Origin of the sequence: Stenotrophomonas sp. SMYL41 (assembly GCF_036319965.1) — a bacterium.
In the GTDB taxonomy this organism is placed as follows: domain Bacteria; phylum Pseudomonadota; class Gammaproteobacteria; order Xanthomonadales; family Xanthomonadaceae; genus Stenotrophomonas; species Stenotrophomonas maltophilia_R.
The window spans coordinates 306,247-332,567 of sequence record NZ_JAWIRX010000002.1; the positions used below are offsets into that span (position 1 = coordinate 306,247).

24 protein-coding genes are annotated in these 26,321 nt (G+C 66.9%); 18 read left to right on the forward strand and 6 right to left on the reverse strand.

Annotated features, from left to right (window positions below):
• Window positions 1-9 precede the first annotated feature (9 nt).
• A complete protein-coding gene (locus V3B30_RS03835) occupies window positions 10-882 on the forward strand; it encodes an EcsC family protein (protein ID WP_100473198.1) in 873 nt (290 codons plus the stop codon).
• 209 nt (window positions 883-1,091) lie between these two features.
• A complete protein-coding gene (locus tag V3B30_RS03840; protein WP_262083132.1) occupies window positions 1,092-2,207 on the forward strand; it encodes an alkene reductase in 1,116 nt (371 codons plus the stop codon).
• A gap of 48 nt (window positions 2,208-2,255) precedes the next feature.
• Here V3B30_RS03840 and V3B30_RS03845 read toward each other — a convergent pair whose 3' ends face one another.
• Both V3B30_RS03845 and ppsA read right to left on the reverse strand, forming a co-directional pair.
• The gene (locus tag V3B30_RS03845) at window positions 2,256-3,149 is read right to left on the reverse strand and encodes a mechanosensitive ion channel domain-containing protein (protein ID WP_049422444.1); all 894 of its coding nucleotides are present in this window, start codon (window positions 3,147-3,149) and stop codon (window positions 2,256-2,258) included.
• A gap of 150 nt (window positions 3,150-3,299) precedes the next feature.
• The gene (gene ppsA, locus V3B30_RS03850) at window positions 3,300-5,678 is read right to left on the reverse strand and encodes a phosphoenolpyruvate synthase (protein ID WP_262083131.1); all 2,379 of its coding nucleotides are present in this window, start codon (window positions 5,676-5,678) and stop codon (window positions 3,300-3,302) included.
• 144 nt (window positions 5,679-5,822) lie between these two features.
• Here ppsA and V3B30_RS03855 point away from each other — a divergent pair, with 144 nt between their 5' ends.
• The 5 genes from V3B30_RS03855 (at window position 5,823) to V3B30_RS03875 (ending at window position 10,076) form a co-directional block, all read left to right on the forward strand.
• The gene (locus V3B30_RS03855; RefSeq protein ID WP_005417170.1) at window positions 5,823-6,644 is read left to right on the forward strand and encodes a pyruvate, water dikinase regulatory protein; all 822 of its coding nucleotides are present in this window, start codon (window positions 5,823-5,825) and stop codon (window positions 6,642-6,644) included.
• Window positions 6,645-6,794: 150 nt separating this feature from the next.
• Window positions 6,795-7,304 (forward strand): DUF1249 domain-containing protein, encoded by a 510-nt coding sequence (locus V3B30_RS03860; protein WP_100473195.1) that lies wholly within the window; start codon window positions 6,795-6,797, stop codon window positions 7,302-7,304.
• 42 nt (window positions 7,305-7,346) lie between these two features.
• The gene (locus tag V3B30_RS03865) at window positions 7,347-7,835 is read left to right on the forward strand and encodes an 8-oxo-dGTP diphosphatase (RefSeq protein WP_075677609.1); all 489 of its coding nucleotides are present in this window, start codon (window positions 7,347-7,349) and stop codon (window positions 7,833-7,835) included.
• Between the two features lie 143 nt (window positions 7,836-7,978).
• Window positions 7,979-8,593 (forward strand): DUF2239 family protein, encoded by a 615-nt coding sequence (locus tag V3B30_RS03870; protein ID WP_262083130.1) that lies wholly within the window; start codon window positions 7,979-7,981, stop codon window positions 8,591-8,593.
• A gap of 118 nt (window positions 8,594-8,711) precedes the next feature.
• Window positions 8,712-10,076 (forward strand): MATE family efflux transporter, encoded by a 1,365-nt coding sequence (locus V3B30_RS03875; protein WP_262083129.1) that lies wholly within the window; start codon window positions 8,712-8,714, stop codon window positions 10,074-10,076.
• A gap of 64 nt (window positions 10,077-10,140) precedes the next feature.
• Here the strand turns inward: V3B30_RS03875 and V3B30_RS03880 are convergent, their stop codons facing one another.
• Window positions 10,141-10,791: a class I SAM-dependent methyltransferase gene (locus V3B30_RS03880; RefSeq protein ID WP_262083128.1), complete on the reverse strand. Its 651-nt coding sequence runs from the start codon at window positions 10,789-10,791 to the stop codon at window positions 10,141-10,143.
• Between the two features lie 347 nt (window positions 10,792-11,138).
• On the opposite strand from V3B30_RS03880, the gene V3B30_RS03885 reads away from it, so the two are divergent.
• The 10 genes from V3B30_RS03885 (at window position 11,139) to V3B30_RS03930 (ending at window position 21,061) form a co-directional block, all read left to right on the forward strand.
• On the forward strand, window positions 11,139-11,753 hold the full coding sequence (locus tag V3B30_RS03885) for a CDP-alcohol phosphatidyltransferase family protein (RefSeq protein WP_100473191.1): 615 nt from the start codon (window positions 11,139-11,141) through the stop codon (window positions 11,751-11,753).
• A gap of 22 nt (window positions 11,754-11,775) precedes the next feature.
• Window positions 11,776-12,864 carry a class III poly(R)-hydroxyalkanoic acid synthase subunit PhaE gene (gene phaE / locus V3B30_RS03890; protein WP_262083127.1) on the forward strand — a complete coding sequence of 363 codons (1,089 nt, stop codon included), beginning with the start codon at window positions 11,776-11,778 and terminating at the stop codon, window positions 12,862-12,864.
• On the forward strand, window positions 12,861-13,928 hold the full coding sequence (locus tag V3B30_RS03895) for a class III poly(R)-hydroxyalkanoic acid synthase subunit PhaC (protein ID WP_262083126.1): 1,068 nt from the start codon (window positions 12,861-12,863) through the stop codon (window positions 13,926-13,928). Before phaE ends, V3B30_RS03895 begins: the two co-directional genes overlap by 4 nt.
• 52 nt (window positions 13,929-13,980) lie before the next feature.
• Window positions 13,981-14,355, forward strand: coding sequence for a YfeK family protein (locus tag V3B30_RS03900; protein ID WP_100475212.1), 375 nt, complete (start codon window positions 13,981-13,983; stop codon window positions 14,353-14,355).
• Window positions 14,356-14,428: 73 nt separating this feature from the next.
• Entirely contained in the window at window positions 14,429-14,626 is a 198-nt protein-coding gene (locus V3B30_RS03905) for a PspC domain-containing protein (RefSeq protein ID WP_202908150.1), read from the forward strand.
• On the forward strand, window positions 14,623-15,075 hold the full coding sequence (locus tag V3B30_RS03910) for a hypothetical protein (RefSeq protein WP_100473187.1): 453 nt from the start codon (window positions 14,623-14,625) through the stop codon (window positions 15,073-15,075). The genes V3B30_RS03905 and V3B30_RS03910 overlap by 4 nt, the downstream gene beginning before the upstream one ends.
• A 379-nt stretch (window positions 15,076-15,454) precedes the next feature.
• Window positions 15,455-15,670, forward strand: coding sequence for a hypothetical protein (locus V3B30_RS03915; protein WP_006452005.1), 216 nt, complete (start codon window positions 15,455-15,457; stop codon window positions 15,668-15,670).
• A 207-nt stretch (window positions 15,671-15,877) separates the two neighbouring features.
• Window positions 15,878-18,265, forward strand: coding sequence for a Tex family protein (locus V3B30_RS03920; protein WP_100473186.1), 2,388 nt, complete (start codon window positions 15,878-15,880; stop codon window positions 18,263-18,265).
• Between the two features lie 207 nt (window positions 18,266-18,472).
• Window positions 18,473-20,656: a PAS domain S-box protein gene (locus tag V3B30_RS03925; protein ID WP_262083125.1), complete on the forward strand. Its 2,184-nt coding sequence runs from the start codon at window positions 18,473-18,475 to the stop codon at window positions 20,654-20,656.
• A 165-nt stretch (window positions 20,657-20,821) separates the two neighbouring features.
• Complete coding sequence (locus tag V3B30_RS03930) at window positions 20,822-21,061, forward strand: hypothetical protein (RefSeq protein ID WP_238381588.1); 240 nt, start codon at window positions 20,822-20,824, stop codon at window positions 21,059-21,061.
• A gap of 1 nt (window position 21,062) precedes the next feature.
• Here V3B30_RS03930 and V3B30_RS03935 read toward each other — a convergent pair whose 3' ends face one another.
• Window positions 21,063-21,353 carry a putative quinol monooxygenase gene (locus tag V3B30_RS03935; RefSeq protein ID WP_262083124.1) on the reverse strand — a complete coding sequence of 97 codons (291 nt, stop codon included), beginning with the start codon at window positions 21,351-21,353 and terminating at the stop codon, window positions 21,063-21,065.
• 62 nt (window positions 21,354-21,415) lie between these two features.
• Window positions 21,416-22,504 carry a DUF5694 domain-containing protein gene (locus tag V3B30_RS03940; protein ID WP_262083141.1) on the reverse strand — a complete coding sequence of 363 codons (1,089 nt, stop codon included), beginning with the start codon at window positions 22,502-22,504 and terminating at the stop codon, window positions 21,416-21,418.
• Window positions 22,505-23,055: 551 nt separating this feature from the next.
• Between V3B30_RS03940 and V3B30_RS03945 the strand changes: the two genes are divergently transcribed.
• Complete coding sequence (locus tag V3B30_RS03945; protein WP_262083123.1) at window positions 23,056-24,882, forward strand: methyl-accepting chemotaxis protein; 1,827 nt, start codon at window positions 23,056-23,058, stop codon at window positions 24,880-24,882.
• On the opposite strand, the gene V3B30_RS03950 is transcribed toward V3B30_RS03945, so the two are convergent.
• Window positions 24,879-26,321 carry a GGDEF domain-containing protein gene (locus V3B30_RS03950; protein ID WP_262083122.1) on the reverse strand — a complete coding sequence of 481 codons (1,443 nt, stop codon included), beginning with the start codon at window positions 26,319-26,321 and terminating at the stop codon, window positions 24,879-24,881. The two genes, V3B30_RS03945 and V3B30_RS03950, sit on opposite strands and share 4 nt — an antisense overlap.

A 26,321-nucleotide genomic window follows, 5' to 3' on the forward strand; every position in this document is an offset into this window, starting at 1 on the left:
ATCGGCGCCATGAACGAGCCCATCCTGCTGCCCCGCGACATTGCCCACGACGCCCGCGACTGGTCCGACCTGCAGCGGGCGGTGACCCTGCTGGAAGCCCCGACCCTGACCGCACGCATGGCCAACCTGGTCGGCACGCCGCTGGAATTCGCGGTGAAGGCGCTGCCCAGTTCGGTCTCCAACCGCATCCATGGCGCGGTGCAGGCGGCGCTGTCCAAGTCGGCGCAGGCGGCGCTGTGGAGCATGGACAACACGCCCGGCAAAGGGGCCTCCACGCGCTGGCACAAGGTGGCGGCAGCCACCTCGGGCGCGGTCGGCGGGGCCTTCGGCTTCGCGGCACTATTCATCGAGCTGCCGGTGTCGACCACCATCATGATGCGCGCGGTGGCCGATGTGGCCCGCAGCGAGGGCTTCGACCTGTCCGAGTTCAGCACCCGCCAGGCCTGCCTGGAGGTGTTCGCGCTAGGGGGTAACTCACCGCGCGATGATGCCAGCGAGACCGGCTATTACCTGGCCCGTGGCTTTACCACCGATGTGATGCGCCATCTGTCGGCCGAACTGGCCGGGCGGGTGGTGACCGGCCGCGACCTGACCCTGGGCGTGGCACCGAAGGAGGCTGGCAAGCTGCTGGCGAAGATGGTGGAAAAGGTGGCGGCGCGCTTCGGCGTGGTGGTCACCGAGAAGTTCGCGGCACAAGCGGTGCCGATCGTCGGCGCGGCTGCCGGTGCGACACTCAATACCATGTTCACCGATTACTACCAGGACATGGCGCGCGGCCACTTCATCGTGCGCCGGCTGGAGTTGAAGTACGGGGAAGATGTGGTGCGCAGCTGCTATGACCGCGTGGCACACGGCGCGGTGAAGATCGAGCCGACTCTGTAACCGGCTTTGGGGTCAGAGCCCTTTGCGTTGCAAAGGGATCCGACCCCGGTTGCGCGTGGGGTCGGATCCTCTTCCGCAGGCAGGGGCTCTGACCCCTGGTCACGCCATCCTTGCCTCGGGGGAACAATTGTTTTGCCAGCGCATGCCTGTTGCGCGGCAGCCGGCATCCCCATCCTTTGCGGTACTCCCCCCCGCAAGAGATTGCCGCCATGATGTTCACCCCCCACCGCCTGGGCGCGCTGACGTTGCCCAACCGCATCGTGATGCCGCCGATGACCCGGTCGCGTGCTGCCGATGGCAACGTCGCCACCGCGGAAATGGCCGCCTACTACGCGCAGCGGGCCAGCGCGGGCCTGATCGTCAGCGAAGGTACCCAGATCAGCCCGCAGGGCCAGGGCTATGCCTGGACCCCGGGCATCCACAGCCCGGAACAGGTGCAGGGCTGGCGCCGGGTGACCGATGCTGTGCACGCTGCCGGCGGTCGCATCTACGCCCAGCTGTGGCACGTGGGCCGGGTCTCGCATGTGGCCCTGCAGCCCGGTGGTGCCGCGCCGGTGTCGTCGTCGGCGTTGCTGGCCGAAGGCGTGAAGGTGTTTGTCGACCCCACCGGCGCAGGCCCGGAAGCGGGCGTGGGTGAGATGATCCAGCACTCGATGCCGCGTGCGCTGACCGAAGGCGAGATCCCGGGCGTCGTCGCCGACTACGCCCAAGCTGCACGCAATGCGCTGGAGGCCGGCTTCGACGGCGTAGAACTACATGGCGCCAACGGTTACCTGATCAACCAGTTCATCGACTCGCAGGCCAACCAGCGCACCGACGCCTATGGCGGCTCACTGCAGAACCGTCTGCGTTTCCTGCGCGAGGTTGTGCAGGCGGTGATCGCGGTGGCCGGCGGTGATCGCGTGGGCGTGCGTCTGGCGCCGTTGACGACGCTGCAGGGCGCGGTCGACGATACGCCGCAGGCGACCTACCTGGCGGCTGCCCACCTTTTGGGTGAGCTGGGTGTGGGCTATCTGCACATTGCCGAAGCCGACTGGGACGATGCACCGCTGATGCCGGTGGCGTTCAAGCAGGCGCTGCGCATGGTCTACCCGGGCACCCTGATCTACGCCGGCAAGTACACCGCCGAGCGCGCCGAGCAGGCACTGGCCGAAGGCTGGGCCGACCTGATCGGCTACGGCCGCCCGTTCATCGCCAACCCGGATCTGCCTGAGCGCCTGCGTCTGGGGGCGGAATTGAACCTGCCGGATCGGGCGACGTTCTTCGGCGGTGGTGCCGAGGGCCTCACTGATTATCCGATGCTGGAAGAGAGCGTCACCGCTTGACGCGCGGATGGGTGGGTGCCGACCGTTGGTCGGCACTACCGGCATGGATCAGGGCTTGTCGCGTACCAGGGCATCGGCCTCGACCACGCCGCCATCCTTGCCGTGCAGGTACAGGTGCATGTCCTGCTGCGGATACGGAATGTTGATGCCGGCCTTGTCGAAGCCCAGCTTGAGCTGCTCCAGCAGCGTGACCTTGGTGCCGAACCAGTCAGCCGACTTCACGTAGCAGCGGATGCCAAGATTGATCGCGTGCGCCCCCAGCTCGTAGACGACCACGTCCGGTGCGGGTGCCTGCAGCACGCGCGGGTCGGCCTTCATCAGCGCCAGCGCCGTGTCGCGTGCCAGCTGGATGTTGTCTTCGTAACCGATGCCGATCACCAGTTCGACGCGGCGGGTCGGCTCGGCGGTGAGGTTGATGATCGGTGCGGCGGTGATCAGCGTGTTGGGAATGGTGGTGTGCTGGTTGTCGGCACCGGTGATGACGGTCTGGAAGATGCGCACTTCGCGCACCGTGCCGGTCTGGCCGGCCACGGTCACCACGTCGCCCACGCGGAACGGGCGCAGCGTCACCAGCATCACGCCCGACGCGATGTTGGACAGCGAATCCTTCAGGGCAAGGCCAACTGCCAGGCCAGCGGTACCGAGCACGGCCAGCAGCGGGGTGATCTGCACACCCAGCGTGCCGATCGCCAGCACCACTACGATCACCAGCGACGCGGCGTACACCACGTTGCGCAGGAAACTGCCCAGCATCGGGTCCACGCCCATGCGCGCGGTGGCGCGCGGCATTGCGTTGGACAGGCGTCGCGCCAGCCACATGCCGACCAGCAGCACCACGATCGCGGCCAGCAACGGCACACCGTAAGTTTCCAGCAGGCGCTCCCAGTCGAGCGAATGGAACCAGGGCGTTGCGGTGGGGGCGGGTGCTGCGGCGGCGATCATGCGGAAATCCTTTGCTGCGGGGGAAGTCTGCGCGGGGCAGGGCGTACGTGGACGCCAGAAACAGCAAGCCCCGCAGAGGCGGGGCTTGCGTGCAGCAGCAGTATGGGCCGACGCCGATGAACACGGCGTCAGCCTGTGGCCATCACGGCATCAGCCGTTGGCCTTCAGCTTGGCCAGGCGCAGCCAGGTATCGACCACGGTATCCGGGTTCAGCGACACCGACTCGATGCCTTCCTGCATCAGCCATTCGGCCAGATCCGGGTGATCGGACGGGCCCTGGCCGCAGATGCCGACGTACTTGCCCTTGGCACGTGCTGCCTTGATCGCCATCGACAGCAGCTTCTTCACTGCCGGGTTACGCTCGTCGAACAGGTGCGCGACGATCGACGAGTCGCGGTCCAGGCCCAGGCTCAGCTGGGTCAGGTCGTTGGAGCCGATCGAGAAGCCGTCGAAGATCTCCAGGAATTCATCGGCGAGCAGTGCGTTGGACGGCACTTCGCACATCATGATGATCTTCAGGCCGTTCTCGCCCTGCTTCAGGCCGTTCTGTTCCAGCACCTCGATGACCTTGCGGCCTTCTTCCAGGGTGCGCACGAACGGGATCATGACCCACAGGTTGTCCAGGCCCATTTCGTTGCGCACGCGCAGCACGGCCTTGCACTCCAGCGCGAAGGCGGCCGAGAAGCTCGGGTCGACGTAACGGCTGGCGCCGCGGAAGCCGATCATCGGGTTCTCTTCGTGCGGCTCGTAGTTGCTGCCGCCGATAAGGTTGGCGTACTCGTTGGACTTGAAGTCCGACAGGCGCACGATCACGGCGTTCGGGGCGACCGAGGCGGTGAGGGTGGCGATGCCTTCGGCCAGGCGGTCCACGTAGAAGCTGACCGGATCACCATAGCCGGCGATCTTCTCGTCGATCTTCTTCTTCGTCGCTGCGTCCTGGCGGTCGTATTCCAGCAGCGCGTTCGGGTGGATGCCGATGTGGCTGGCAATGATCATTTCCAGGCGGGCCAGACCGATGCCGGCGTTCGGCAGCTGGCCGAAGTCGAAGGCACGTTCCGGGTTGGCCACGTTCATCATGATCTTCAGCGGTGCCGGCGGCATGTTGCCCAGATCGGTGGTGGTGCGCTCGAAGCCGAGCTTGCCTTCGTAGATGAAGCCGGTATCGCCTTCAGCGCAGCTGACGGTGACCAGCTGGCCATCTTCGATCACCTTGGTGGCATTGCCCGAACCGACCACGGCCGGCACGCCCAGCTCGCGCGCGATGATCGCGGCGTGGCAGGTACGGCCGCCACGGTTGGTGACGATGGCCGAAGCGCGCTTCATCACCGGCTCCCAATCGGGATCGGTCATGTCGGCGATCAGCACGTCGCCCGGCTGCACGCGGTTCATGTCGTCCAGCGTCTTCACCACGCGGGCCACGCCCGAGCCGATCTTGGCACCAACGGCGCGGCCTTCGGCCAGCACGTTGCCGCCCTTTTCGGTCAGCGCGAAGCGCTCGATCTGGGTGGCGTGGCTGCGCGACTTCACCGTCTCCGGGCGCGCCTGCACGATGAACAGCTTGCCGCTGACACCGTCCTTGGCCCACTCGATGTCCATCGGGCGGCCGTAGTGCTTTTCGATGACCAGCGCCTGTTTGGACAGTTCCTGCACGTCCTCGTCGCTGATCGAGAAGGTGTTGCGCAGTTCGACCGGGGTGTCCTCGATCCTGACGCGCTCACCCGGAACATCCGAATACACCATGCGGATGGCCTTGCTGCCGAGCGAGCGGCGCAGGATCGCCGGCTTGCCGGCCTGCAGGGTGGGCTTGTAGACGTAGTACTCGTCCGGGTTGACCGCGCCCTGCACGACCATTTCGCCCAAGCCGAACGAAGAGGTGACGAACACCACGTCGCGGAAGCCGGACTCGGTGTCCAGGGTGAACAGCACGCCGGAGGAGCCGACGCCCGAGCGCACCATCAGCTGCACGCCGGCGGACAGGAACACGTCCTCATGCTTGAAGCCGTGGTGCACGCGGTAGGCGATGGCGCGGTCGTTGTACAGCGAGGCGAACACTTCCTTGACCTTGTGCACGACGTCGTCGGCACCGGTGACGTTGAGGAAGGTTTCCTGCTGGCCGGCGAAAGACGCATCCGGCAGATCCTCGGCGGTGGCCGAGGAACGCACGGCCACGGCCACGTCGCCGCCGCCATTGTCGGCGCTCAGCTTGGCGTAGGCGCTGCGGATGTCCTGGTCCAGCTGCGGCTGCAGCGGCGCATCGATCACCCAGGTGCGGATTTCCTTGCCGGCGGCGGTCAGCGCGTTGACGTCCTCGACGTCCAGCGTGGCCAGCTTGTCGAAGATGCGCTTGGACAGATCGTTGTGCGCGATGAAGTCCTTGAAGGCTTCAGCGGTGGTGGCATAACCGCCCGGCACCGAAACGCCCAGACCGGCGAGGTTGCCGATCATCTCGCCCAGCGACGAATTCTTGCCGCCTACGCGGGCCAGATCGGCCAGACGCAGTTCGTGCAACCACAGGATGTTCTCGTTCAAGCGCGATGCTCCGTTTGGCCATCGCCCGAGGCGGGCTGAATGGCCGCGTCCGTAGGAAGAAGCCGATATGATGCCGGGCAGACCACCGTCGGCACAAGCTTGTGCTGGCGGCCTTTTTAAGCTTCGTAGGGGGTAAAAGCGCGCATGTCGACCATCCGTCCGGTGTTCTACGTTTCCGATGGAACCGGTATCACCGCTGAAACCATTGGGCATAGCCTGCTGACCCAGTTCTCCGGGTTCAGCTTCATTACCGACCGCATGTCGTTTGTCGACGACCCCGAAAAAGCGCGTGAAGCCTGTGCCCGGATCCAGGCGGCAGGGGAGCGGTACCAGGTCCGGCCGATCGTGGTGAACTCCTGCGTGGACCAGAGCCTGAGCCTGATCCTGGCCGACAGCGGGGCGCTGATGCTGGATGTGTTCGCGCCGTTCATCGAGCCGCTGGAGCGTGAACTGGCCAGCCCGCGCCTGGCCCGGGTCGGCCAGGCCCACGGCATGGTCGATTTCGACACCTACCACCGCCGCATCAACGCGATGAACTTCGCCCTGACCCATGACGACGGCATCGCGGTGAACTACGACGATGCCGACGTGATCCTGGTGGCGGTGTCGCGCGCCGGCAAGACGCCCACCTGCATCTACCTGGCCCTGCATTACGGGGTACGCGCGGCCAACTACCCGCTGACCGACGAAGACCTGGAAAGCGACCGCCTGCCGCCGCGCCTGCGCAACTACCGGCGCAAGCTGTTCGGCCTGACCATCGACCCCGACCGCCTGCAGCAGATCCGCCAGGAGCGCCGTCCGAACTCGCGCTACGCCAACCTGGACACCTGCAAGCGCGAGGTGGCCGCGGCCGAGACCATGTTCCGCATGGAGCGGATCCCGACCCTGAGCACTACGCATACCTCGATCGAGGAGATTTCCAGCAAGGTGCTGGCCACGCTGGGGCTGCAGCGCGAGCTGTATTGATCCGTGCGCCGCGACCCACGGGCGTGGCCTACCTGTGTGGCGGGCATTACGCCTCCTCCGCGGTGGGTATCGGCCGTTGGTCGACACCGAGTCCCTTTGGTCAGGGCGATCCCGCCCCCACGTTGAAGCACCAACGTGTAGGATCGACCCATGGCCCAAGCCTCGCCCCGCACCGAACGCATTCCCCGCCTGAGCCGGTTGAGCTGGCTCATGGGCCTGTACGCGGAAAACTACCGCCACCTGGTGCGCCTGTTCGAACCGGCCGGACTGGTGGCGGGCAGCTACATTTCCTCGATCGGCGACGGCCTGGACGTACGCCTGGACGTGATCGAGTGCCACCGCTACACGGTGGAACTGCGCCTGACCTACGACCTGGCCGACCCGGTCACCGGTGAACCGGATCCGTCGGCCTACGTGCGCCTGTATCGTGATGCGCGCCAGGCGGAGACCACGCACTGCTACGTCGGTCGCCGCTGGCAGGACACCATGGGCCTGTACCCCCCGCCGGCGGAGCTGATCAGCCATCGCATGCGGATGAACACCTTCCTCGGCAAATGGCTGGAATACCTGGCCGAACGCGGCCACGGCGTGGCCACCCTGCGCCGCGATCCCGATGGCGCCGCTGCGCCTGCCGAACGCCGCCTGTCGCTGGTGCGCTGATCGGCCATAATCCACGGCTGACCTGCCGCTGGATGCTGCCCCATGCCGTACACCCCGATCGTCGCCACCCTGGGCTATGTGCTGTCGCCTGATCGTCGCCAGGTGCTGATGATCCACCGCAATACCCGCCCTGGTGACCACCACCTGGGCAAGTACAACGGACTGGGCGGCAAGATCGAAGCGGACGAGGACGTGGCGGCCAGCATGCGCCGCGAGATCGCCGAGGAGGCCGGCATCCACTGCACCGACATGCACCTGCGCGGCACCATCAGCTGGCCGGGCTTCGGCAAGCATGGCGAGGACTGGCTGGGCTTCGTCTTCGTCATCGACGGATTCGAGGGCACCCCGCATGGCGGCAACCACGAGGGCACGCTGGAGTGGGTGGACCTGGACAAGCTGGACACGCTGCCGATGTGGGAGGGCGACCGCAACTTCCTGCCGTTGGTGTTCGACGCCGACCCGCGCCCGTTCCACGGCGTGATGCCGTACAAGGACGGTCGCATGGTCAGCTGGTCCTACAGCCGGCTGTGACCCGACGAATCGGATGGACGCCGACCTTTCGGGTGGGTGCCAACCTTGGTTGGCACGCTCTTCTGGCTGGTTAATACCCGGGCAATATTGACTCTCGCAAATTACCCGGGCAATATTCCCGCATCGCCTCCGATGCCATTGCCATGCCTGCGTCCCGACTTCCTCCCTTCAGCTGTTTCGACGGCCATCGCCTGGTCGCTTCCGGTACCCCGGAAGTTGCTGCGCTGGCGTTGAAACAGCTACGTGCCGATAACGCCACCGGTCCGCTGCTGGTGTTCGACAACGCCAGCGGCCGAACCCGCGATTTCGACACGCGCGGCAGCGACGCAGACCTGCTGGCGCGGGTGGCCGAGTCGCTTCCCGCCGTGGAGGCGGATGCGGATGTCACTGCCGAAGGGGCGCCCGCAACCCCGCGTGGCCGCGGCCGCCCCAAGCTGGGCGTGGTCGCCCGCGAAGTGACGCTGTTGCCGCGCCATTGGGCGTGGCTGGCCGAACAGCCGGGTGGGGCCTCGGTGGTGCTGCGCAGGCTGGTGGAAGCGGCCAGCCGTGCCGGTGCTGACGAGGACCGGCAGCGCCGCCATAGCGAGCGTGCCTATCACTTCCTGCAGGCCATCGCCGGTGACCTGCCGGGCTTCGAGGAGGCCATCCGCGTGCTGTTCGCGCACGATCGCGCGGGCCTGGAGGCGGCACTGCATTCCTGGCCCGTGGACGTGCGTGAGCACGCCCTGCGCCTGGCCTTCGAAGACGCTGGCGGCTGAGCCATCGCGCCGTTGCTGAGCGACGGCGTCATCTGATTGCGGGCCGCGGCCCGCTTCCCCTGTGCTTGCTTTGCTGGCGGAAACGCCGGGCAGGGCGGCGCCTTGCCCAGAGAATCCCATGAGCCCCCCCGTACATCCGATATCCCCGGCGGCCCGCCCGCTGTGGCGCGCCTACCTGACGCTGCTGCTGCCGATGCTGCTGACCAATGCGCTGCAGCTGGCCGCAGGCACGCTGGACAACATCTATCTTGGCCACCTGCTTGGCACACAGGCGGTAGCTGCAGCCGCCGCGTTCTTCCCGGTCTTCTTCCTGTTGCTGGCCCTGGTGATGGGCCTGGCCACGGGCGCAATGGTGTTGATCGGCCAGGCCTGGGGCGCGGGCCGCCCGCAGCAGGCACGCGCGGTGGCTGGCAGCGCGGTGGCGCTGATCCTGCTGTTATCGGTGCTGGTGATGGCCCTGGGCGGCGGTTTCGCACCACAGCTGCTGGCGGCGCTGGGCACGCCGGCAGCGGTCCTCAGTGAGTCCATTGTCTATGCACGCGTGCTGCTGCTGGCGGCCCCGGCGTTCTTCCTGCTATGGCTGGCCACCGCCGTGAGCCGTGCAGTGGGCGATGCGACGTCGCCGTTGCATGCGCTGCTGCTGGCCACGGCGGTCGGCCTGCTGTGCACGCCGCTGCTGATCCTGGGCGGGGCGGGCGCGCCGCAGCTGGGTTCGGCCAGTGCGGCCGTATCCGCGGCGTTCGCGTCGCTGCTGGCACTGGTCTGGTTGCTGTGGCGTTGGGATCGGCTGGGACATCCGCTGGCGCCGGGCCGTGACCTGCTGCGCGCCATCCGTTTCGATGGCGCGATCATCCGCGCGATGCTCCGCATTGGCGTGCCGTCTTCGTTGCAGATGCTCAGCCTGGCCATTGCCGAGATCGTGTTGCTGGGCTGGATCAACCGCTACGGATACACGGCCACGGCCGCCTACGGTGCGGTCAACCAGTTGATGAGCTGGGTGCAGCTGCCGGCGATGTCACTGGGGATCACCGCCACCATCCTCGCGGCGCATGCGATGGGCGCGGGGCGTACGGAAAGACTGTTCGCCATCGCCCGCACCGGCGTGCTGCTTGGCCTGGCGATACTGAGCGCGGTGGTGCTGCTGGTGATGGCGCTGGCACCCTGGCTGACTGGGCTGATCCTGGTGGCGACCGAAGCGCGCGAACTGGCCACGCTGCAGTTGCGCACAGTGGCGTGGGGCGTGCTGGCGATGGGAGGCAGCACCGTGCTGGTCGGGGTGATGCGTGGCAGCGGAACGGTTTTGCTGCCCGCGTTGCTGGGCATGGCGGCGGTACTGCTGCTGGAGCTGCCGCTGGCGATGTGCTTGCAGGCGCGGCATGGGCTGGCGGGCGTGTGGTGGGCGTGGCCGCTGGGGTTGCTGGCGATGCTGGTGATGCAGGTGTTCTGTTTCGCGCGTTGGCGGCGACGGGTGCAGGGCGGGTAATGCCGGCCGCTGGCCGGCAACCCGGAACGGTCGGGGCAGCCGGCCAGCGGCCGGCTCTACCACTTCAGCGCCGCTGTGCCAGCAGCAGGTGAAAGTGTTTTTCGCGGGTCTGGCCGTCATTGCCGCTCGCGGTTTCGCGGTGGCTGCGCCAAGCCGAGACGCGGAAGCCGGATACCCGCAGGGCCAGCTCCACCGCGTCCAGCTCATGCAGCTGGAAGTCGGCAGCGAACGGCAGGCTGCGCATGAAGGCAGCATCGCCAAAAGCCAGGCACAGGCGGCCGCCCCGGTGCAGTACCCGCGCCAGTTCGTCCAGCACCGGTGCCAGGTTCGGCCAGAAGTACAGGGTATTGACTGCCAGCGCCGCATCCATCGAGGCATCGCTGACTGGCAGGAGGTGGGCATCGCCATGGCGCATCGCGGCACGGTCGGCCAGCCCGCCGGCGGCCAGGCGCTGATTGCCGGCCTCGACCATGGCAGAGGACAGCTCGATCCCCAGGTACTGGCTGTCGGCGGCCTGCAGAAGCTCGGGTGCGAAGGCGGCGTTGCCCGGACCGATCTCCAGGATGCGTTCGCCTGCCGACACTGCCAGCAGGCTGATCGCCGCGCGGTTGAGCGCGCCGTTGCTGCGATTCATTGAATCGGCCACCGCCAGTGCGGCGTCGCCGTGGGGCTGCCGCAGCTGCGCGGCCAGGGAGGAGGCATCCAGCATCGTCATCGTCGTCCGTCGGTGGGTTTCGGACGTGGCGGCGGCGGGCCCGCCGGTGACCATAGCGCCGACTCCGCGGCTTGGGAAGTAGGGAAACCCCGCGGAAGGGTGATGAGGAAATGTCCACCGTCGCGGTCGGTGAGATCTGGTTGTCCACAGGGGGTGTGGATTACGCGTGGGCAACTTTGTGGATAAGCCGCGACAGGCGCCACCCCCCTAGGCTGTCAAGATGGGTGGCGAAAAATTCACCGCCGGTGAGGATGGGTGAGGGAGCGGTGAAGGGTGGATCCTGTCGGCGCTGTCGCCAGCGGCGGCGCTCGCGGTAACCTGTGGGCCTTGATGCTCCGTGAGACCCCATGAAACGTCACTTCTCGATGCTGCGCGAATTCCAGCTGGCCGACTGGTTCACCCTGGCCAATGCTTTCTGCGGCACCGGTGCGGTGTTCGCCGCGATGCGCTTCCTGCAGGACGGCGAGCGCGGGTACCTGCTGTTCGGCATGGCGCTGATCCCGCTGGCCTTCATCTTCGACGCCCTGGACGGGCACATCGCGCGCTGGCGCAAGTCCAGCTCCACCCTGGGCCGCGAGCTCGACTCGCTGTCCGACGTGATCTCCTTCGGCGTGGCGCCGGCAGCGCTGGCGTACGCTTGTGGCATGCAGGGCGGCTGGGATTGGCTGGTGCTGAGCTACTTCGTCTGCTGTGGCGTCAGCCGCCTGGCGCGCTACAACGTCACCGCCGAGGCGCTGGCCGGCGACGAGGGCAAGGTCAAGTATTTCGAGGGCACCCCGATCCCGACCAGCCTGGTGCTGGTGATCGTGCTGGCGATCGCCGCCGGCACCGATGCCATCGGCCAGAACATCTGGTTTGGCCAGTGGCAGATCGGCCCGTGGCAGCTGCATCCGATGGTGTTGTTGTTCGCCCTGTCCGGGTCGCTGATGATCAGCAAGACCCTGCGTATCCCCAAGCCATGAGCCAGCCCTGCGGAGGCCTGCGATGACCAGCTCGGCCCACGATGCCGGCAGCAGCGATTTCGAAACCCTGGCGCGGCAGTACTTCGGCGCTTGGGGCGATGCCCTGCGCCATGCGACCACGCCCGGTGCGCCGGCTGGCGATGACCCGGGCAGCTGGAAACGGCTGTTCGACTGGTGGGGCCAGCTGCTGCCCGAACAGGGGCCGGGCGCGCCGGAAGATGCCCTGCGCCGGTTCCGCGAACAGGCGGGCAGCTGGTACGGCACCATGCAGGAAGTCGCTGCACGGTTTGCCGGCCGCGACGCCAGCAGTGCCGAGGTGGCCCAGGCGTGGCGTGAGGCGGTGCAGGGGCAGGGTGACGGCATGCTGCAATGGATGCTGCAGGGCGCCCGCGGCAGCACCCACGCCGGCGCCGCGGTACCGGAATTCGCGGCTTGGCTGCAGCAGTTCCAGCTGCAGGCCGGTCCGTGGCTGCAGAGCCCGGCATTCGGCCCCGGCCGCGAGCACCAGGCGCGCTGGCAGGCCCTGCTGCGTGCGCAGGAGGAATACCAGCAGCATTCGCGCGCGTACGTCGATCAGATCAAGCAGGCGCTGGACGAGGCCTTCGCGCTGTTCGAGCAACGCCTGGCCGAGCACGAGCAGCCGGGCAGCCAGTTGACCAGCGCCCGCGCGATGTTCGACCTGTGGATCGAAGCAGCCGAGGAGGCCTACGCCAAGGTCGCCATGTCCGAGCCGTTCCAGCAGGTGTATGCCTCGCTGGGCAACGCGCAGATGCGCCTGCGCGCCGGCCTGCAGCGCGAGGTGGAACAGATGAGTGAACGGATCGGCCTGCCGACCCGCAGCGAGATGGACGCCGCACACCGCCGCATCGCCGAGCTGGAGCGCAGCCTGCGCCGCCTGCAGGCGCAGGTGGTGGCCATGGCCGGTACGGGCGAAGTCGATCCGGTGGCACAGCCCGCACCGGCGAAGGTGAAGCCGGCCGCGCGCAGGGCCACGAAGAAGACGGCGCCGGCAAAGCCTGCAAAGCAGGCCGCAACGAAGAAGACACCTGCGAAAAAAGCGTCTGCGAAGAAGGCCGCACCTCGCACTTCCACTCGGGCGCGTGACCGATGAAGGGGCCGCTGGGCTTCAACGCCGATGACCTGATGCAGGAAACCCTGGCCATGCAGCGCAAGCTGATGGAAGGGCTGAAGCTGCTGCCGCAGGTGGAAGACGTGGACTATGGCGTGACCGCCCGCGAGGAAGTCTGGCGCGACGGCAAGGTGGTGTTGTACCGCTTCGTCGGCGAGCAGGCACCGGCCCGGCGCACGCCGCTGCTGATCGTCTACGCACTGGTCAACCGGCCGTATATGGTCGACCTGCAGGCCGACCGTTCGCTGGTGCAGAAGCTGCTGGCGCTGGGCCAGGATGTCTACGTGCTGGACTGGGGTTACCCGGACCGTTCCGAACGCTTCCAGACCCTGGAGGACTACCTGCTGCGTTACATCGATGGCGCAGTGGACGCGCTGCGCGCGCGCAGTGGCGGCCCGGTCGACCTGCTTGGCATCTGCCAGGGGGGGGTGTTTGCCCTGTGCTACGCCGCACTGCGCCGGCAGAAGCTGGGCAAGCTGATCACCATGGTCACCCCGGTCGATTTCCAGACCGCCGACAACATGCTCTCGCACTGGGCGCGGCAGGTGGACGTGGACCTGCTGGTCGACACGCTGGGCAACATCCCGGCTGACCTGATGAATGCCAGCTACCTGATGCTCAAGCCGTTCCGCCTGAACGTGCAGAAGTACGTGGGCCTGCTCGACATCCTCGATGACAAGGCGGCGCTGCAGGACTTCCTGCGGATGGAGAAGTGGATCTTCGATTCGCCGGACCTGGCGGGCGAGGCGTTCCGTGACTTCATCAAGCAGTTCTACCAGGGCAACGGGTTGGTGAACGGCACGGTGCGGATCGGCGAGGAAGCTGTGGATCTGTCGCAGGTGACTCTGCCGGTGCTGAACATCTACGCCGAGCAGGACCATCTGGTGCCGCCGGATGCCTCGCGCGCGATGCGCGGGCGCCTGGGCACCGAAGACTACACCGAGTCCAGTTTCCGTGGCGGGCATATTGGTATCTATGTGTCTGGTCGTGCCCAGCGGGAAGTGCCGGCGACGATCGATGGCTGGCTGAAGGCGCGTGACGCGTGAAGCCCGCTTCGATTTCTGTAGCGTCGAGCCATGCTCGACTGCATGGAGAATGATGATGTCGCAAAGGATTTCGAAGCTGCTTGCCGCACTGCTGTTGGCAGCGCCTGTGGCCCACGCCGCACCCAGTGCGGATGCACGGCGGGAGATCGCCCAGCTGATCTCCAGCCTGGACGGCTCCCAGTGCCGGTTCCAGCGCAATGGCAGCTGGTATGAAGGCGGCGATGCGCGCGCGCATCTGCAGCGCAAGTACGACTACCTGCTGAAGAAGGACATGGTGGACAGCGCCGAGCAGTTCATCGAGCGCGCCGCCAGCCAGAGCAGCATGAGCGGCAAGCCTTACCGCATCCAGTGCCCGGGGCAGCCTGAACAGACCGCAGCGGCCTGGTTCGGTGCCCGCCTGCAGGCACTGCGTCACCGCACGCCGTAGACATGGGGGCGGTGTAGAGTCGCGGCGTGCTCGACTGATTCTGCCCGCAAGCCGAGGAGGCACCGCCATGAACATGACGCCCAAGACGCTGTCGCGTTCATTGAACGACCGCATGATCGCCGGCGTGATGGGCGGCATTGCCCATCGCTTCGGCTGGAACGTCACCCTCCTGCGGGTGGTCTACGTGCTGCTGTCGCTGGCCTCGGCCGCCTTCCCTGGCATCTTGGTCTACCTGATCCTGTGGCTGCTGATTCCGAACGAGGCGGATTGAACACCGCCGCTCGACCCTGGCGGCTCTGGCTGCGCGCGCTGCAGACGCTGGGCGCAGCATGGACGCTGCCCAACACACTGATCGGCGTGATCGGCGGCTTGGCCGGCATGCTCGGCGGCGCGACGCTGCGATGGAGCGGGCGGGATTGTGCGCTGGTGTTCGACCGCTGGCCGTGGGGGCCGGGTGGGGCGATCACACTGGGCAATGTGATTCTGCATACCGGCCACGATCTTGGCATTTCCTGCCGCACCTATGCGCATCAGGCGGGGTGGGGCGTGGAACCGTTGATCCGGCTGGACGACCACGAGCGCGCACACGTGTACCAGTACATGGTGCTGGGGCCACTGTACCTGCCGGTGTACCTGCTGTGTGGCGGAGTGAGTGCGCGCAATCCGTTCGAGCGCGCGGCGGATCATTTCGCCCGGTTCGGGCGTGGCTGGTGGCCGTAGGTTCCCGCCAACGGCGCAGCCCCTCGTGCCTTGGTCGCGGAATGCGTTTCCATGCGATTGGGCCGGGCGGGATGGGTTCGCGGCGTCCCCGCCAGTCCCAGCCACCCGGCCAGCCCACGGGAAACCGGCTGTTCGCGATCACCCCCAAACCACCCACAAGGGGCAGCGCCGTCGGCGGGAATCCCCTGCGGGTTCGTTAGCCGGAGGTTAAAGATCCGTAAGCATTCTGCTGCGATCCCGCAGTCATCTGCATGCAACCGATCGTCATTAGCCTTCGTGACGTTCCAGTCAGGTTCGACGCGGTAAGCTCTCCCCCGATGAGCTCGCAGCATCGCTCATCGAGTGCAGTACGCAGTAGCAATTTGGAGGAATACATCACATGGCAATCGTTCTTTATGTCGGTGGTAGCAAGGATGGCGAGAAGGGCGTGGTGCCCTACGGCTTCAGCAAATCCCGCGCTGACACCGCGCTGGGGCCGGAGTTCTACACGGAGCGGTTCATGGAACTGCAGGGTGTCGGCAAGGTCCGCCTGATGGCCCTGGAAAGCATGCGCGACGACATCGTCATGCAGCGCGCGGCCCGCCACTACCGCTGACCTTCGCAACACGCGGCAGGGCGCGCCCACCATCGTGCGCCCGCGCCGGCATCCCAGCCCAGGGCCAGTCCGAGCCCTCTCTTCGCCAGGATGCCGGCGTCCAATCCGGCCTGGCCGCTGAACCTCGTCCCCTGTCAATGCCTTGTCCGGCTCCGTCGTGGATTGCCAGAATGGGGTCTTCCCGTAATGCGGCACAGACCTGAAGCAATGCACGACGCCAAGAACGCCCAGAGCGCGCTCGCCCAGCAGATCGCCCAGACCATCGCCGACGAGATCGGTGCCCAGACCGCCCAGGTACGCGCCGCCGTCGGCCTGCTCGACGAGGGCGCCAGCGTTCCGTTCATCGCGCGCTACCGCAAGGAAGTGACCGGAGGCCTGGACGACACCCAGCTGCGCAACCTGGAAGTGCGCCTGACCTACCTGCGCGAACTGGAAGACCGCCGCGCGGCAGTGCTGGCCAGCATTGGCGAGCAGGGCAAGCTCAGCGACGAACTGCGCAACGACATCCTGGCGGCCGATACCAAGAGCCGGCTGGAAGACCTGTACCTGCCGTACAAGCCCAAGCGCCGCACCCGCGCCCAGATCGCCCGTGAGGCGGGCCTGGAGCCGCTGGCCGACGGCTTGCTGGCCGATCCGACGCAGGACCCGCAGATCTTCGCCGCCGGTTTCGTCGATGCCGACAAGGGTGTGGCCGACACCAAGGCCGCGCTGGAGGGAGCGCGCGCAATCCTGATGGAGCGCTGGGGCGAAGATGCCGCGCTGGTCGGTGAGCTGCGCACCTGGCTGGGCGAGACCGGCGTGATCCGCGCGCGCGTGGCGGAGGGCAAGGAAGCCGAAGGTGCCAAGTACCGCGATTATTTCGAGCATGCAGAGGCGCTGGCAAAGATTCCGTCGCACCGGTTGCTGGCACTGTTCCGTGCGCGCCGCGAGGAGATCCTGTTCCTGGAGCTGGACCCGGGCAGCGATGCCGAGGCCGGCCACCAGTACGCCGAAGGGCGCGTGGCGCGCAAGGCCGGCATCGCCGACCACGGTCGTGCCGCTGACCGCTGGCTGCTGGATGCCTGCCGCCTGACCTGGCGCGCCAAGCTGCATACCCATCTGCTGCTGGACCTGTTCAACCAGGCCCGCGAGAAGGCCGAAGCCGAGGCCATTGCGGTGTTCGGCGACAACCTGAAGGACCTGCTGCTGGCCGCGCCGGCCGGCGCGAAGACCGTACTCGGCCTGGATCCGGGCATCCGTACTGGCTGCAAGATTGCTGTGGTTGACGCCACTGGCAAGCTGGTCGCCACCGACACGATCTATCCGCACGAACCGCGCCGGCAGTGGGAGCAGTCGCTGCAGACGATCAAGCAGCTGTGCGCCAAGCACAACGTGGAACTGATCGCGATCGGTAACGGCACCGCCAGCCGCGAAACCGACAAGCTGGCCGGCGAAGCGATCAAGGCCGCCGCCAATCCGAAGCTGCAGAAGGTGGTGGTCAGCGAGGCCGGTGCGTCGGTGTACTCGGCGTCCGAGTTCGCGGCCAAGGAGTTCCCGGACCTGGACGTGTCGCTGCGTGGCGCGGTGTCGATTGCACGCCGCCTGCAGGATCCGTTGGCCGAACTGGTGAAGATTGAGCCCAAGGCGATCGGCGTTGGCCAGTACCAGCACGACGTGGACCAGTACCGCCTGGCACGGGCGCTGGATGCACGCGTGGAGGACTGCGTGAACGCGGTCGGCGTATACGTGAACACCGCGTCGGCTGCGCTGCTGTCGCGGGTGTCCGGCCTGTCGGCCACGGTGGCCGAGAACATCGTGCGCCATCGCGACGACAACGGCCCGTTCAAGCGTCGCAAGGACCTGCTGAAGGTCGCGCGCCTGGGCGAAAAGACCTTCGAGCAGTGCGCCGGCTTCCTGCGTATCGCCGATGGTGACCAGCCGCTGGACGCCTCGGCGGTGCACCCGGAAGCCTATCCGGTGGTTGAACGCATCGTCGCCAGCACCTCGCGCCCGATCAAGGCACTGATCGGTGATGGCAGCTTCCTGCGTGGCCTGAAGGCCGAGCAGTTCACCGATGCCACCTTCGGCGTGCCGACCGTGCGCGACATCCTGAAGGAACTGGAGAAGCCGGGCCGCGACCCGCGCCCGGAGTTCAAGGCGGCGCGTTTCGCCGAGGGCGTGGAGGACATCAAGGACCTGCGCGAGGGCATGGTGCTGGAAGGTGTGGTCAGCAACGTGGCTGCGTTTGGTGCCTTTGTCGATATCGGCGTGCACCAGGACGGCCTGATCCACATTTCGGCGCTTTCCGATACCTTCGTGAAGGACCCGCGCGACGTGGTCAAGGCCGGTGACATCGTCAAGGTGAAGGTGCTGGAGGTGGATGTGGCGCGCAAGCGCATCGCCCTGACCCGGCGCCTGGACGATACCCCGGGCCAGGCCACCAGCCGCCCGGGCCAGCGTGATGAGCGCGGCCAGGGCCAAGGACCGCGCCGTGACGCTGGCGGCCAGAACCGTGGTCCGAACCGCGGCCAGGGCGCTGGCGGCCGTCCGGCCCAGTCTGCGCCGCCGGCCAACAATGCCCTGGCCGAGGCCTTTGCACGGGCCAAGCGCAGCTGAGGATCGTGCCCCCCGTCACGCTTGATTCGTGGCGGGGGACTTGTCGGTTTTCCCCGTGATTGCGCACACTTGCGCCTGAGGGGGGCGTTTGGCCTCCCCGCTGTCGCTGGGGAGGGCCATGACGCCAGCACGACCCGCCGTCATCGTTGCAGGCCGCAGCGCTCCGCTGCGGCCGGCGCCTGCCCGTGCCGGCAGGGGACCGGATTGATGCCGGGCCAGGGCACCCACGGCAATGGACTGCTGGAGCGCCGCCTGCAGGAGTTGGCGGAAGAGCGTCGCCGCTTGGCGATGATCATCGACGGTACCGCTGCGGGAACCTGGGAGTGGAACGTGCAGACCGGCGAGATGCGGGTCAATGCGCGCTGGGCCGAGATTGTCGGTTACCGCCTGGAAGAGCTGGAACCGATCTGCCAGAAGACGTTCCTGAAGCTGGTGCATCCCGATGACATCGCGCTGTCCGATGCGGCGCTGGATGAGCATTTCGAAGGACGCAGCGACAACTACGCCTGCCTGCTGCGCATGCGCCACAAGAACGGCCAGTGGATCTGGATCCAGGACCGCGGGCGGGTCTTCGAGTGGGACAGGCAGGGCAAGCCGTTGTGGATGGCCGGCGCGCATGCCGATGTCACCGAGCTGCAGCAGGCGAGGCAGGACGCGGCCGAGACCCGGCAACGCCTGCAGGCCGTGGTCGATGCGTCCGACGAGGTAGCGGTGATCGCCACCGATACCGATGGCACCATCACCTTGTTCAACACGGGGGCGGAGCGTCTGCTGGGCTACAGCGCGGCGGAGGTGGTCGGCCAACGGCGGCTCGATGCCTTCCACGATCCGGATGAGCTGAAGGCATGGATGCGACCGCTGGCCGATGCCCATGGCAATCTTCCTGACGTGTTCGAAGCGCTCAGTGCACGCGCCGACGGACAGACCTATTCGCGGCAGTGGATGTTGCTGCGCAAGGACGGCCAGCCACGGCAGGTGCGCCTGTCGATCAGCCGCATGGATGGCGCCGAAGGCGCGCGCATCGGCTATGTCGGCATGGCCATCGACATTACCGAAATCCTGCAGGCGCGCGCGGAGGCGCGGCTTTCGGCGGAGAAGTTCGCCGGGGCGTTCACGTCTGCCGCGCTGGGCATGGCCCTGGTCTCGCTGGAGGGGCGCTGGCTGGATGTCAACGACGCACTGTGCCGGATCCTGGGTTACCCGCGCGAAGAGCTGCTGCAGGTCGATTTCCAGCGCCTGACCCATCCCGATGACCTGCAGGCCGACCTGGCCCTGGTGCGGGACCTGCTGGACGGACGGCGCAGCCACTACCACCTGGAAAAGCGCTATCTCGACCGCGACGGCCGCATCATATGGGCCCGGCTGTCGGTGTCGCTGGTGCGCAACGAGCATGGCGAACCGCTGCATTTCGTGTCGCAGATCCAGGACATCACCGCCCAGCGCAGCAGCGAGCAGCGCCTGTTCGAGAGTGAACAACGCAGCCGCATCACCCTGGATGCGGTGGCTGACCTGGTGCTCAGCGTCAGCCTTGATGGCCGCATCGACTACGCCAACGCGGCCGCGGTGCGTACCCTGGCCGGGGATGGCGCGTTGTCGCTGGCCGGACACAAGGTGCAGGACGTGCTGGCGTTGACCACCGAGTACGCGCCCGGCTCGGTATTGGATGTGTCAGTGCTGCTGGACCCGGAGAGCAATGCGGTGGACCTGCACGCCGACCTGCTGCTGCGGCTGGGCACGGCAACGGTACCGGTGGACCTGACCCGCGCCTGGCTGCGCGATGATGAAGGCCATGTGCGCGGTGCAGTCTGGGTGCTGCGCGACGACACCCAGCAGCGCGCGCGCCAGCGCGAAGCCCGGCACCTGGCCGAGATCGATCCGTTGACTGAGCTGAGCAACCGCCGCGGCTTCGAGGTGCACCTGCAGCAGGCGATCACCCGCGTCGAGCGCACCGGCCAGGCAGCCTCGCTGATGTACATCGATCTGGACCGCTTCAAGCCGGTCAACGACACCTGGGGCCATCTGGCCGGTGATGCCGTGCTATGGGCGGTGGCCAGCGTGCTGCGCCATGGCGTGCGCGATTCGGACGTGGTGGCGCGGCTGGGGGGGGACGAATTCGCGGTGATCCTGTCCGGTTGCACGCCACGTCGTGCGGCCCGTATCGGTGGTGAACTGCTGCACACGCTGGCCTCCCTGTCGATTCCGTGGGACCAGGACCGGCTGCGGGTCGGTGCCAGCATTGGTATCGCGCCGTTGGCCAGCGGCATGAGCGTGGACCAGGCGGTGGCTGCGGCTGATGCCCAGTGCTACCGGGCCAAGGCGATGGGCCGCAACAACGTGCAGGTACAGGGCGAGCTGTCCGAAAGTCCGGGTGACGACGGCGAACCGGGCTGAACCGGTCCGCACCACCGGGAGCCAGCGCGGTGCCGATGGGGCACTGGGCGTTGGATTGGAGCGGTGACATCGGCCCATGCCCGGCGGGGCACTCCGGCCCGTCTCAGTCCGTGAGAGGGCAGGGCGGAACAATCGCCCCTCCCCCGGACAAGAGATCTGACGATGATGGCCTGGAATCGAAACGTCGTTGCCGCCTATGCGCCTGCCATGGTTGGCTGGTGCCTGGCGCTGGCCAGCTGGCTGCGCCTGGAACAACTGCGCGACGACTTGCATGCGAAGGCGTTGCTGCCAGTGCTGCAGGGCGGCGCGGTGACGTTGCTGGTGCTGACGCTGGCCTGCACGTTGGCAGCAAGCGCGGTGCTGTGGCGTTCCCGCCGGCCGCCGCGCCAGCCCACCGCTGGATGATCTACAGCGCAGCGGGCTTCATCAGTACGAACCGGCAGGGCGCGCGTTGGAAGGCATTGATCTGCGGCACCAGACGCTGGAAGTGCTCGCTGACGCAGTGGGCGTCGAGGGCGCCGTGGTCGGGCCACAGCTCGATGAAGACGAAGTGCCCAGGATCCTTCTCGTCAACGAACAGCTCATAGCTGATGCACAGTGGCTCGCGCTGCGTGCAGGCGACCAGTTCCCGGTACAGCGGCAGGACGTGGTTCAGGGCTTCGGGGTAAATGAAGTCTTCGGCGATCACCTTCAGCATGTGCTAGTCCGTGCAGGGGAGGCATCCGATGATAGTGCCGGCGCCCGGCCGGCACTTCACCGTCAACGCAATACATTGTCCGAATTCACCAGACGCACATCGTGCATCTGGTTGAGGTAAGCCTCGTAGTAGCCCTTGTGCGAGACGCCGACGATGGCCAGCATGCGGCGGCCCGGATGCAGGCCCAGCACATCGCGGATGTTGGCGACCATGCGCAGGTTGCGCGTTTCCCAGTAGCCCACATACATCCTGCCGAAGGCTTTTGGCGAGGGCTCGACGAGCGTCGCGCCGAAATCGCTCTGGTAAGCGGTCATCGCTACCGTGGGACTGTTGTACGCCCTGTACAGCGCCATGACACCCCCGGGCTTGTCCAGATCGGCCAACAAGCGTTTATCCGCGTCCTTGCGTGCCTGGGTATGGGCGTTGTTCCAGGCACCGGTGATGGCCGCGCTCGCCGCCGCTTCATCCTCGGCGGGTGTGGGGGAATCGGCCGTGTGGTCGTCCACGGCCCACAGGCGCTCATGCCCGAGGCGGGCGGCGACTTCGGCGGCGATCAGATGGGTTTCATTGCGGCGAACCAGGCCCTTGTCGAGGATCTCGACCAGCGCCGGAGTCAATCCATCACCGTCCTTGCGCTCGGACGCAGGCAGGCGCAGCCACTGCACCTGCGCTGAGCCGCGTTCGCCTGCTGCCAGGAACAGCGCGGCGAGCCGACGACGTTGTGCGGGCGTCGGGTTGTTCGGCCAGGTTGCGAGCAGGCGCTCGGCCTGGGTGTTCGCCGCAGGCACGTCCAGTCCCGTCGCAACCTGCGCAGCGGTGGTGTCGAAGCAGTAGGTGGCCACGCTCTCCGCATAGCGGGCCGGATAACGGCGCATGAAATCGCACTGGAGGCCGGACAGGTCTTCGGTAGCGATCAGCTCGGGTTTCCAGGCGACCAGTCGCTGCAGCAATGGCTCAAGCGAGGCCGGCTGGAAGGACGTGGGAAGGCCGGATAAATGGGTGGTGCCCAGTACCAGCACTTCGTTCGGGCGCCCGGCTGGGGGGCCCTTCAACCGGTCTGGGTGGAAGGCCGGTCGATAGGCTGTGTCGGTGGCCAGCGCGCTGTTGCTGCACATGGCCAGGAAGAGAAGGGTGGCAATGCGAGGGAACATGCGATCTCCATGTCGATGAGCGTCCTGCGGGACCTTCATGCTGTTCGCTTTTTCCTGCTGGGGAATCCCGCATTGGTCATGTAAACCTTTCTGCCTTGAGCTGCATCCTTCTGCTGAGCGATGCTTTATTCAATGCTCAGGCATTGCTGCATTCCGCTACCCGGTGGCGGGGGAGGGCCTGAGTCCCTTGGTGGGCAGGTTGTGGCACATGAGCGGAACGTGAAGTACACGGCAATCGTCGACCACATTCCGTCTGCAATGTACGGAGTTGCGACGGACGTCGCGGAATCCCGCTAAAGCGGCCGACGGCATCGCCGATACTCCCTCTGGATCCCGCTCCAGCCACCCGCCGCAGGACCCCAGACTGCCCCGATGGGCGGTCCGCGCAGTGTGTTCCGCCGCTCCCCAATGCTGATCGGACCCGCACCAGACGTTCTTGCCAGCTGCTCGAGGGGTGCCTGCGGGCACCTGCAGTCCCAAGCAACCGAAGTTGCCGCCGGGCATCCCGCCCGTCGGATCGCAACCGCTTACCGGACACCGAGGATCAGACAATGCTCATTCCAGGCTTCACGGCGGACGCGCAGGCGCCGGCCGAACTGCATACCCGTTGGTCGCCGTGGCGCGCGCTGCTGGGTGCCCTTGCCCCGCAGCAGCGGACCGGCACCGAGTCGATGGCAACCGACCGCGCCGAACTTGAAGCCCAGGTCGCGGCGCTGCATCGCGTGCAGGCGGTCATCGAGTTCGCCCTCGATGGCACCATCCTGCAGGCCAACGACAACTTCCTGCAGGCGATGGGCTACCGGCTGGAGGATATCCAGGGAAAGCACCATTCCCTGTTCGTCGATCCCGAGCAGGCGCGCAGCGCCGAATACCGTGACTTCTGGGCGCGGCTGGGACGTGGCGAATATGACGCTGGCCAGTACCGGCGTTTCGGCAAGAACCAGCGCGAGATCTGGATCCAGGCCTCGTACAACCCGGTGCTGGACCGTCAGGGGCGTCCGTACAAGGTAGTCAAGTTCGCCACTGACATCACCGCGCAGAAGCTGCAGGCGGCCGACTCGGCCGGCCAGCTGGCTGCCATCGACAAGTCGCAGGCCGTGATCGAGTTCAGCATGGATGGCCGCATCCTGTCGGCCAACGACAACTTCCTGGCCGCCACCGGTTACAGCCTGGACGAAGTGCGCGGGCAGCACCATTCGTTGTTTGTCGAGCCCGAGCATCGCGGCAGCATCGAGTATCGCCAGTTCTGGGAGAAGCTCGGCCGTGGCGAATACGATGCCGGCCAGTACCGGCGCCTTGGCAAGGGCGGGCGCGAGGTCTGGATCCAGGCGTCCTACAACCCGATCCTGGACCTCAACGGAAAGCCGTTCAAGGTCGTCAAGTACGCCACCGACATCACCGCGCAGGTGCATGAGAACCAGGCCATGCAGCGTGCCGTGGCGCAGACCCGCGAGGTGGTGGCTGCCGCCAAGCAGGGTGATCTGACCCAGCGCGTGGCCACCACCGACAAGCGCGGGCCGATCGCCGAGCTGTGCGAAGGCGTGAATTCGCTGGTCGAGGCGATGGCCGCGATCATCGGTCAGATCAAGTTCGCCGCCGACACCATCGCGGTCGGTGCAACCGAGATCGCGCAGGGCAACAGCGATCTGTCGCAGCGCACCGAGCAGCAGGCAGCGTCGCTGGAGGAGACCGCGGTGTCGATGAAGGGCCTGGCCGAGACCGTGCAGCGCACCGCGACCAACGCACGGCAGGCCAGCCAGCTGGCCGGAGGCGCCGCTGATGTCGCCGCGCGCGGCGGCAACGTGGTGCACGAAGTGGTCGAGACCATGGCGGTGATCAACGCGTCCTCGCGGCGCATCGTCGACATCATCGGTGTGATCGACGGCATCGCCTTCCAGACCAACATCCTTGCGTTGAACGCGGCGGTGGAGGCGGCGCGAGCAGGTGAACACGGGCGTGGCTTCGCCGTGGTTGCTACCGAGATCCGCGAGCTGTCGCAGCGTTCGGCCAGCGCAGCCAAGGAGATCAAGCAGCTGATCGATGCATCGGTTGCCAATGTGGGCGCCGGCACGGCGCAGGTTGAGAGCGCCGGCCGTACCATGGACGAGATCGTGGTCAACGTGCGCCGGGTCAGTGACCTGATGTCCGAGATCAGCACGGCAGCACAGCAGCAGAGCGACGACATCCAGCAGATGAACCATGCCGTCGACCTGATCGACCAGGGCACGCAGCAGAACGCCGCGCTGGTAGAGGAAGCCTCCGCCGCGGCGCGCAGCATGGAAGAACAGTCGGCGCAGCTGCTGCAGACCGTGGCCAGCTTCCGCGTGCAGGGCGGGGCTGGGCATATGCATGGTGCGGCGGTGCTGCGCGCGGTCTAGGCCAAGCGGTCGGAGGGCTGTTTCCCGGTCTCGAGGCCCGGGGCAGCCTGCACGCAGTTGCGGCCGGCATGCTTGGCGCGGTACAGGGCCTGGTCGGCGCGGTCGACCAGGCCGCGCGGGTCGGCCTGCTCATGTGCGGCCTGCCAGGCCACGCCGATGCTGATGGTCACGTAAGCCTCGGCGGCGGGCAGCGCGGCGGCTTCCACGGCGGCGCGCAGGCGCTCGCCCAGGTCCAAGGCGTGGGCTGCGTCGGGCGCGGGCAGGGCAGCGATGAATTCCTCGCCGCCATAGCGGGCCAGCAGGTCATCACCGCGTTGCAGGCAGCCCTCGAGGATCGCGGCGACCGCCTGCAGGCGGCGATCACCTTCCGGGTGCCCGTAGGTGTCATTGAGTCGCTTGAAGTGGTCGATGTCGATCATCAGCACCGCCAGCCCCATGCCCTGGCGGCGAGCGCGACCGCGCGCGCTGACGAGCGATTCATCGAAGTTGCGGCGGTTGCCCAGGCCGGTCAGCGGATCGCGCCGGGCCAGCAGCGCCAGTTCGTCGCGCTCGCGCTGGATCTGGGCCTGGGTCAGCACGCTGCGTAGCGCGTAGCCGAGCAGGGCACCGATGAAACCGACCGAGGCCAGGGTCGGCTGCAGGCGTGCGACCAGCAGCGCCACCATCATCAGCAGCAACGGCAGCATCAGTGGCGCGCTGGCATCGACGATGCGGCGAAGGTTGCGCGGCACAGCCACTGCTGGTGGGCGGTGCAGGCTGCCGGCCAGCACGGCCAACAGCACGAACAGCCCGCTGATCAGCAGGTCCCCCCAGCCACCATCGGGTACCTGCGGCTGCCAGGTACTGATGTAGAACGCCAACAGGAAGTAGCCCAGCGCGTAGATCGTCAACGTGCGGAAGAAGTCACGGCGGTCGGCATTGTCCTCGGCCAGGAAGCGGATCAGTGCGAAGCAGAACACCAGGCTGTTCTGCACGCTGCTCATGGTGTTCAGGCACTGCGTCCACAGGGCGGTATTGAAGTGCGCCATCGCCCGCGTGTGCCCGTAGTACAACAGCCACAGCAACCCGATGATCAGCAGGTCCACCGCGCGGATGTAGCGGTTGCCACCGCCTGGGCTGGCGGCCACGTAGGTCAGGGGAATCCGGTAGAACACGTACAGAACCAGTGAAGGTACGGTCATCTGCGCAGGATCGAGGCCGGCCACATTGCGGTACAGCAGGGCCAGCAGGGCCAGCGAGAACAAGCCGACCGCAGCGCCCAGCGTCCGCCATTTGCAGGCCGCCTGATGGCTGTCACGTGCACGCCGCACGCAGGCCAGTGCGGCCAGCAGTGGGGCGGTGATCAGCATCAGGTAGGAGCCGATCGGGTCCTGCGGGCCGACAAAGGTAATGACGAGCGCGTGCGTGACCAGGAAAAACAGTGCCGCACGCAACGTCAT

Bases quoted from the DNA above. Each gene is read 5' to 3' on its own strand.
- V3B30_RS03940 (WP_262083141.1), bottom strand. From the start codon at position 22,504: ATGTTCCCTCGCATTGCCACCCTTCTCTTCCTGGCCATGTGCAGCAAC.
- V3B30_RS03920 (WP_100473186.1), top strand. From the start codon at position 15,878: ATGCACGACGCCAAGAACGCCCAGAGCGCGCTCGCCCAGCAGATCGCC.
- V3B30_RS03840 (WP_262083132.1), top strand. From the start codon at position 1,092: ATGATGTTCACCCCCCACCGCCTGGGCGCGCTGACGTTGCCCAACCGC.
- V3B30_RS03860 (WP_100473195.1), top strand. From the start codon at position 6,795: ATGGCCCAAGCCTCGCCCCGCACCGAACGCATTCCCCGCCTGAGCCGG.
- V3B30_RS03935 (WP_262083124.1), bottom strand. From the start codon at position 21,353: ATGCTGAAGGTGATCGCCGAAGACTTCATTTACCCCGAAGCCCTGAAC.
- V3B30_RS03950 (WP_262083122.1), bottom strand. From the start codon at position 26,321: ATGACGTTGCGTGCGGCACTGTTTTTCCTGGTCACGCACGCGCTCGTC.
- V3B30_RS03835 (WP_100473198.1), top strand. From the start codon at position 10: ATGAACGAGCCCATCCTGCTGCCCCGCGACATTGCCCACGACGCCCGC.
- V3B30_RS03845 (WP_049422444.1), bottom strand. From the start codon at position 3,149: ATGATCGCCGCCGCAGCACCCGCCCCCACCGCAACGCCCTGGTTCCAT.
- V3B30_RS03880 (WP_262083128.1), bottom strand. From the start codon at position 10,791: ATGACGATGCTGGATGCCTCCTCCCTGGCCGCGCAGCTGCGGCAGCCC.
- V3B30_RS03895 (WP_262083126.1), top strand. From the start codon at position 12,861: ATGAAGGGGCCGCTGGGCTTCAACGCCGATGACCTGATGCAGGAAACC.
- V3B30_RS03930 (WP_238381588.1), top strand. From the start codon at position 20,822: ATGGCCTGGAATCGAAACGTCGTTGCCGCCTATGCGCCTGCCATGGTT.
- V3B30_RS03875 (WP_262083129.1), top strand. From the start codon at position 8,712: ATGAGCCCCCCCGTACATCCGATATCCCCGGCGGCCCGCCCGCTGTGG.
- V3B30_RS03905 (WP_202908150.1), top strand. From the start codon at position 14,429: ATGACGCCCAAGACGCTGTCGCGTTCATTGAACGACCGCATGATCGCC.
- V3B30_RS03870 (WP_262083130.1), top strand. From the start codon at position 7,979: ATGCCTGCGTCCCGACTTCCTCCCTTCAGCTGTTTCGACGGCCATCGC.
- V3B30_RS03855 (WP_005417170.1), top strand. From the start codon at position 5,823: ATGTCGACCATCCGTCCGGTGTTCTACGTTTCCGATGGAACCGGTATC.
- V3B30_RS03915 (WP_006452005.1), top strand. From the start codon at position 15,455: ATGGCAATCGTTCTTTATGTCGGTGGTAGCAAGGATGGCGAGAAGGGC.
- V3B30_RS03925 (WP_262083125.1), top strand. From the start codon at position 18,473: ATGCCGGGCCAGGGCACCCACGGCAATGGACTGCTGGAGCGCCGCCTG.
- phaE (WP_262083127.1), top strand. From the start codon at position 11,776: ATGACCAGCTCGGCCCACGATGCCGGCAGCAGCGATTTCGAAACCCTG.
- V3B30_RS03900 (WP_100475212.1), top strand. From the start codon at position 13,981: ATGATGTCGCAAAGGATTTCGAAGCTGCTTGCCGCACTGCTGTTGGCA.
- V3B30_RS03865 (WP_075677609.1), top strand. From the start codon at position 7,347: ATGCCGTACACCCCGATCGTCGCCACCCTGGGCTATGTGCTGTCGCCT.
- V3B30_RS03945 (WP_262083123.1), top strand. From the start codon at position 23,056: ATGCTCATTCCAGGCTTCACGGCGGACGCGCAGGCGCCGGCCGAACTG.
- V3B30_RS03885 (WP_100473191.1), top strand. From the start codon at position 11,139: ATGAAACGTCACTTCTCGATGCTGCGCGAATTCCAGCTGGCCGACTGG.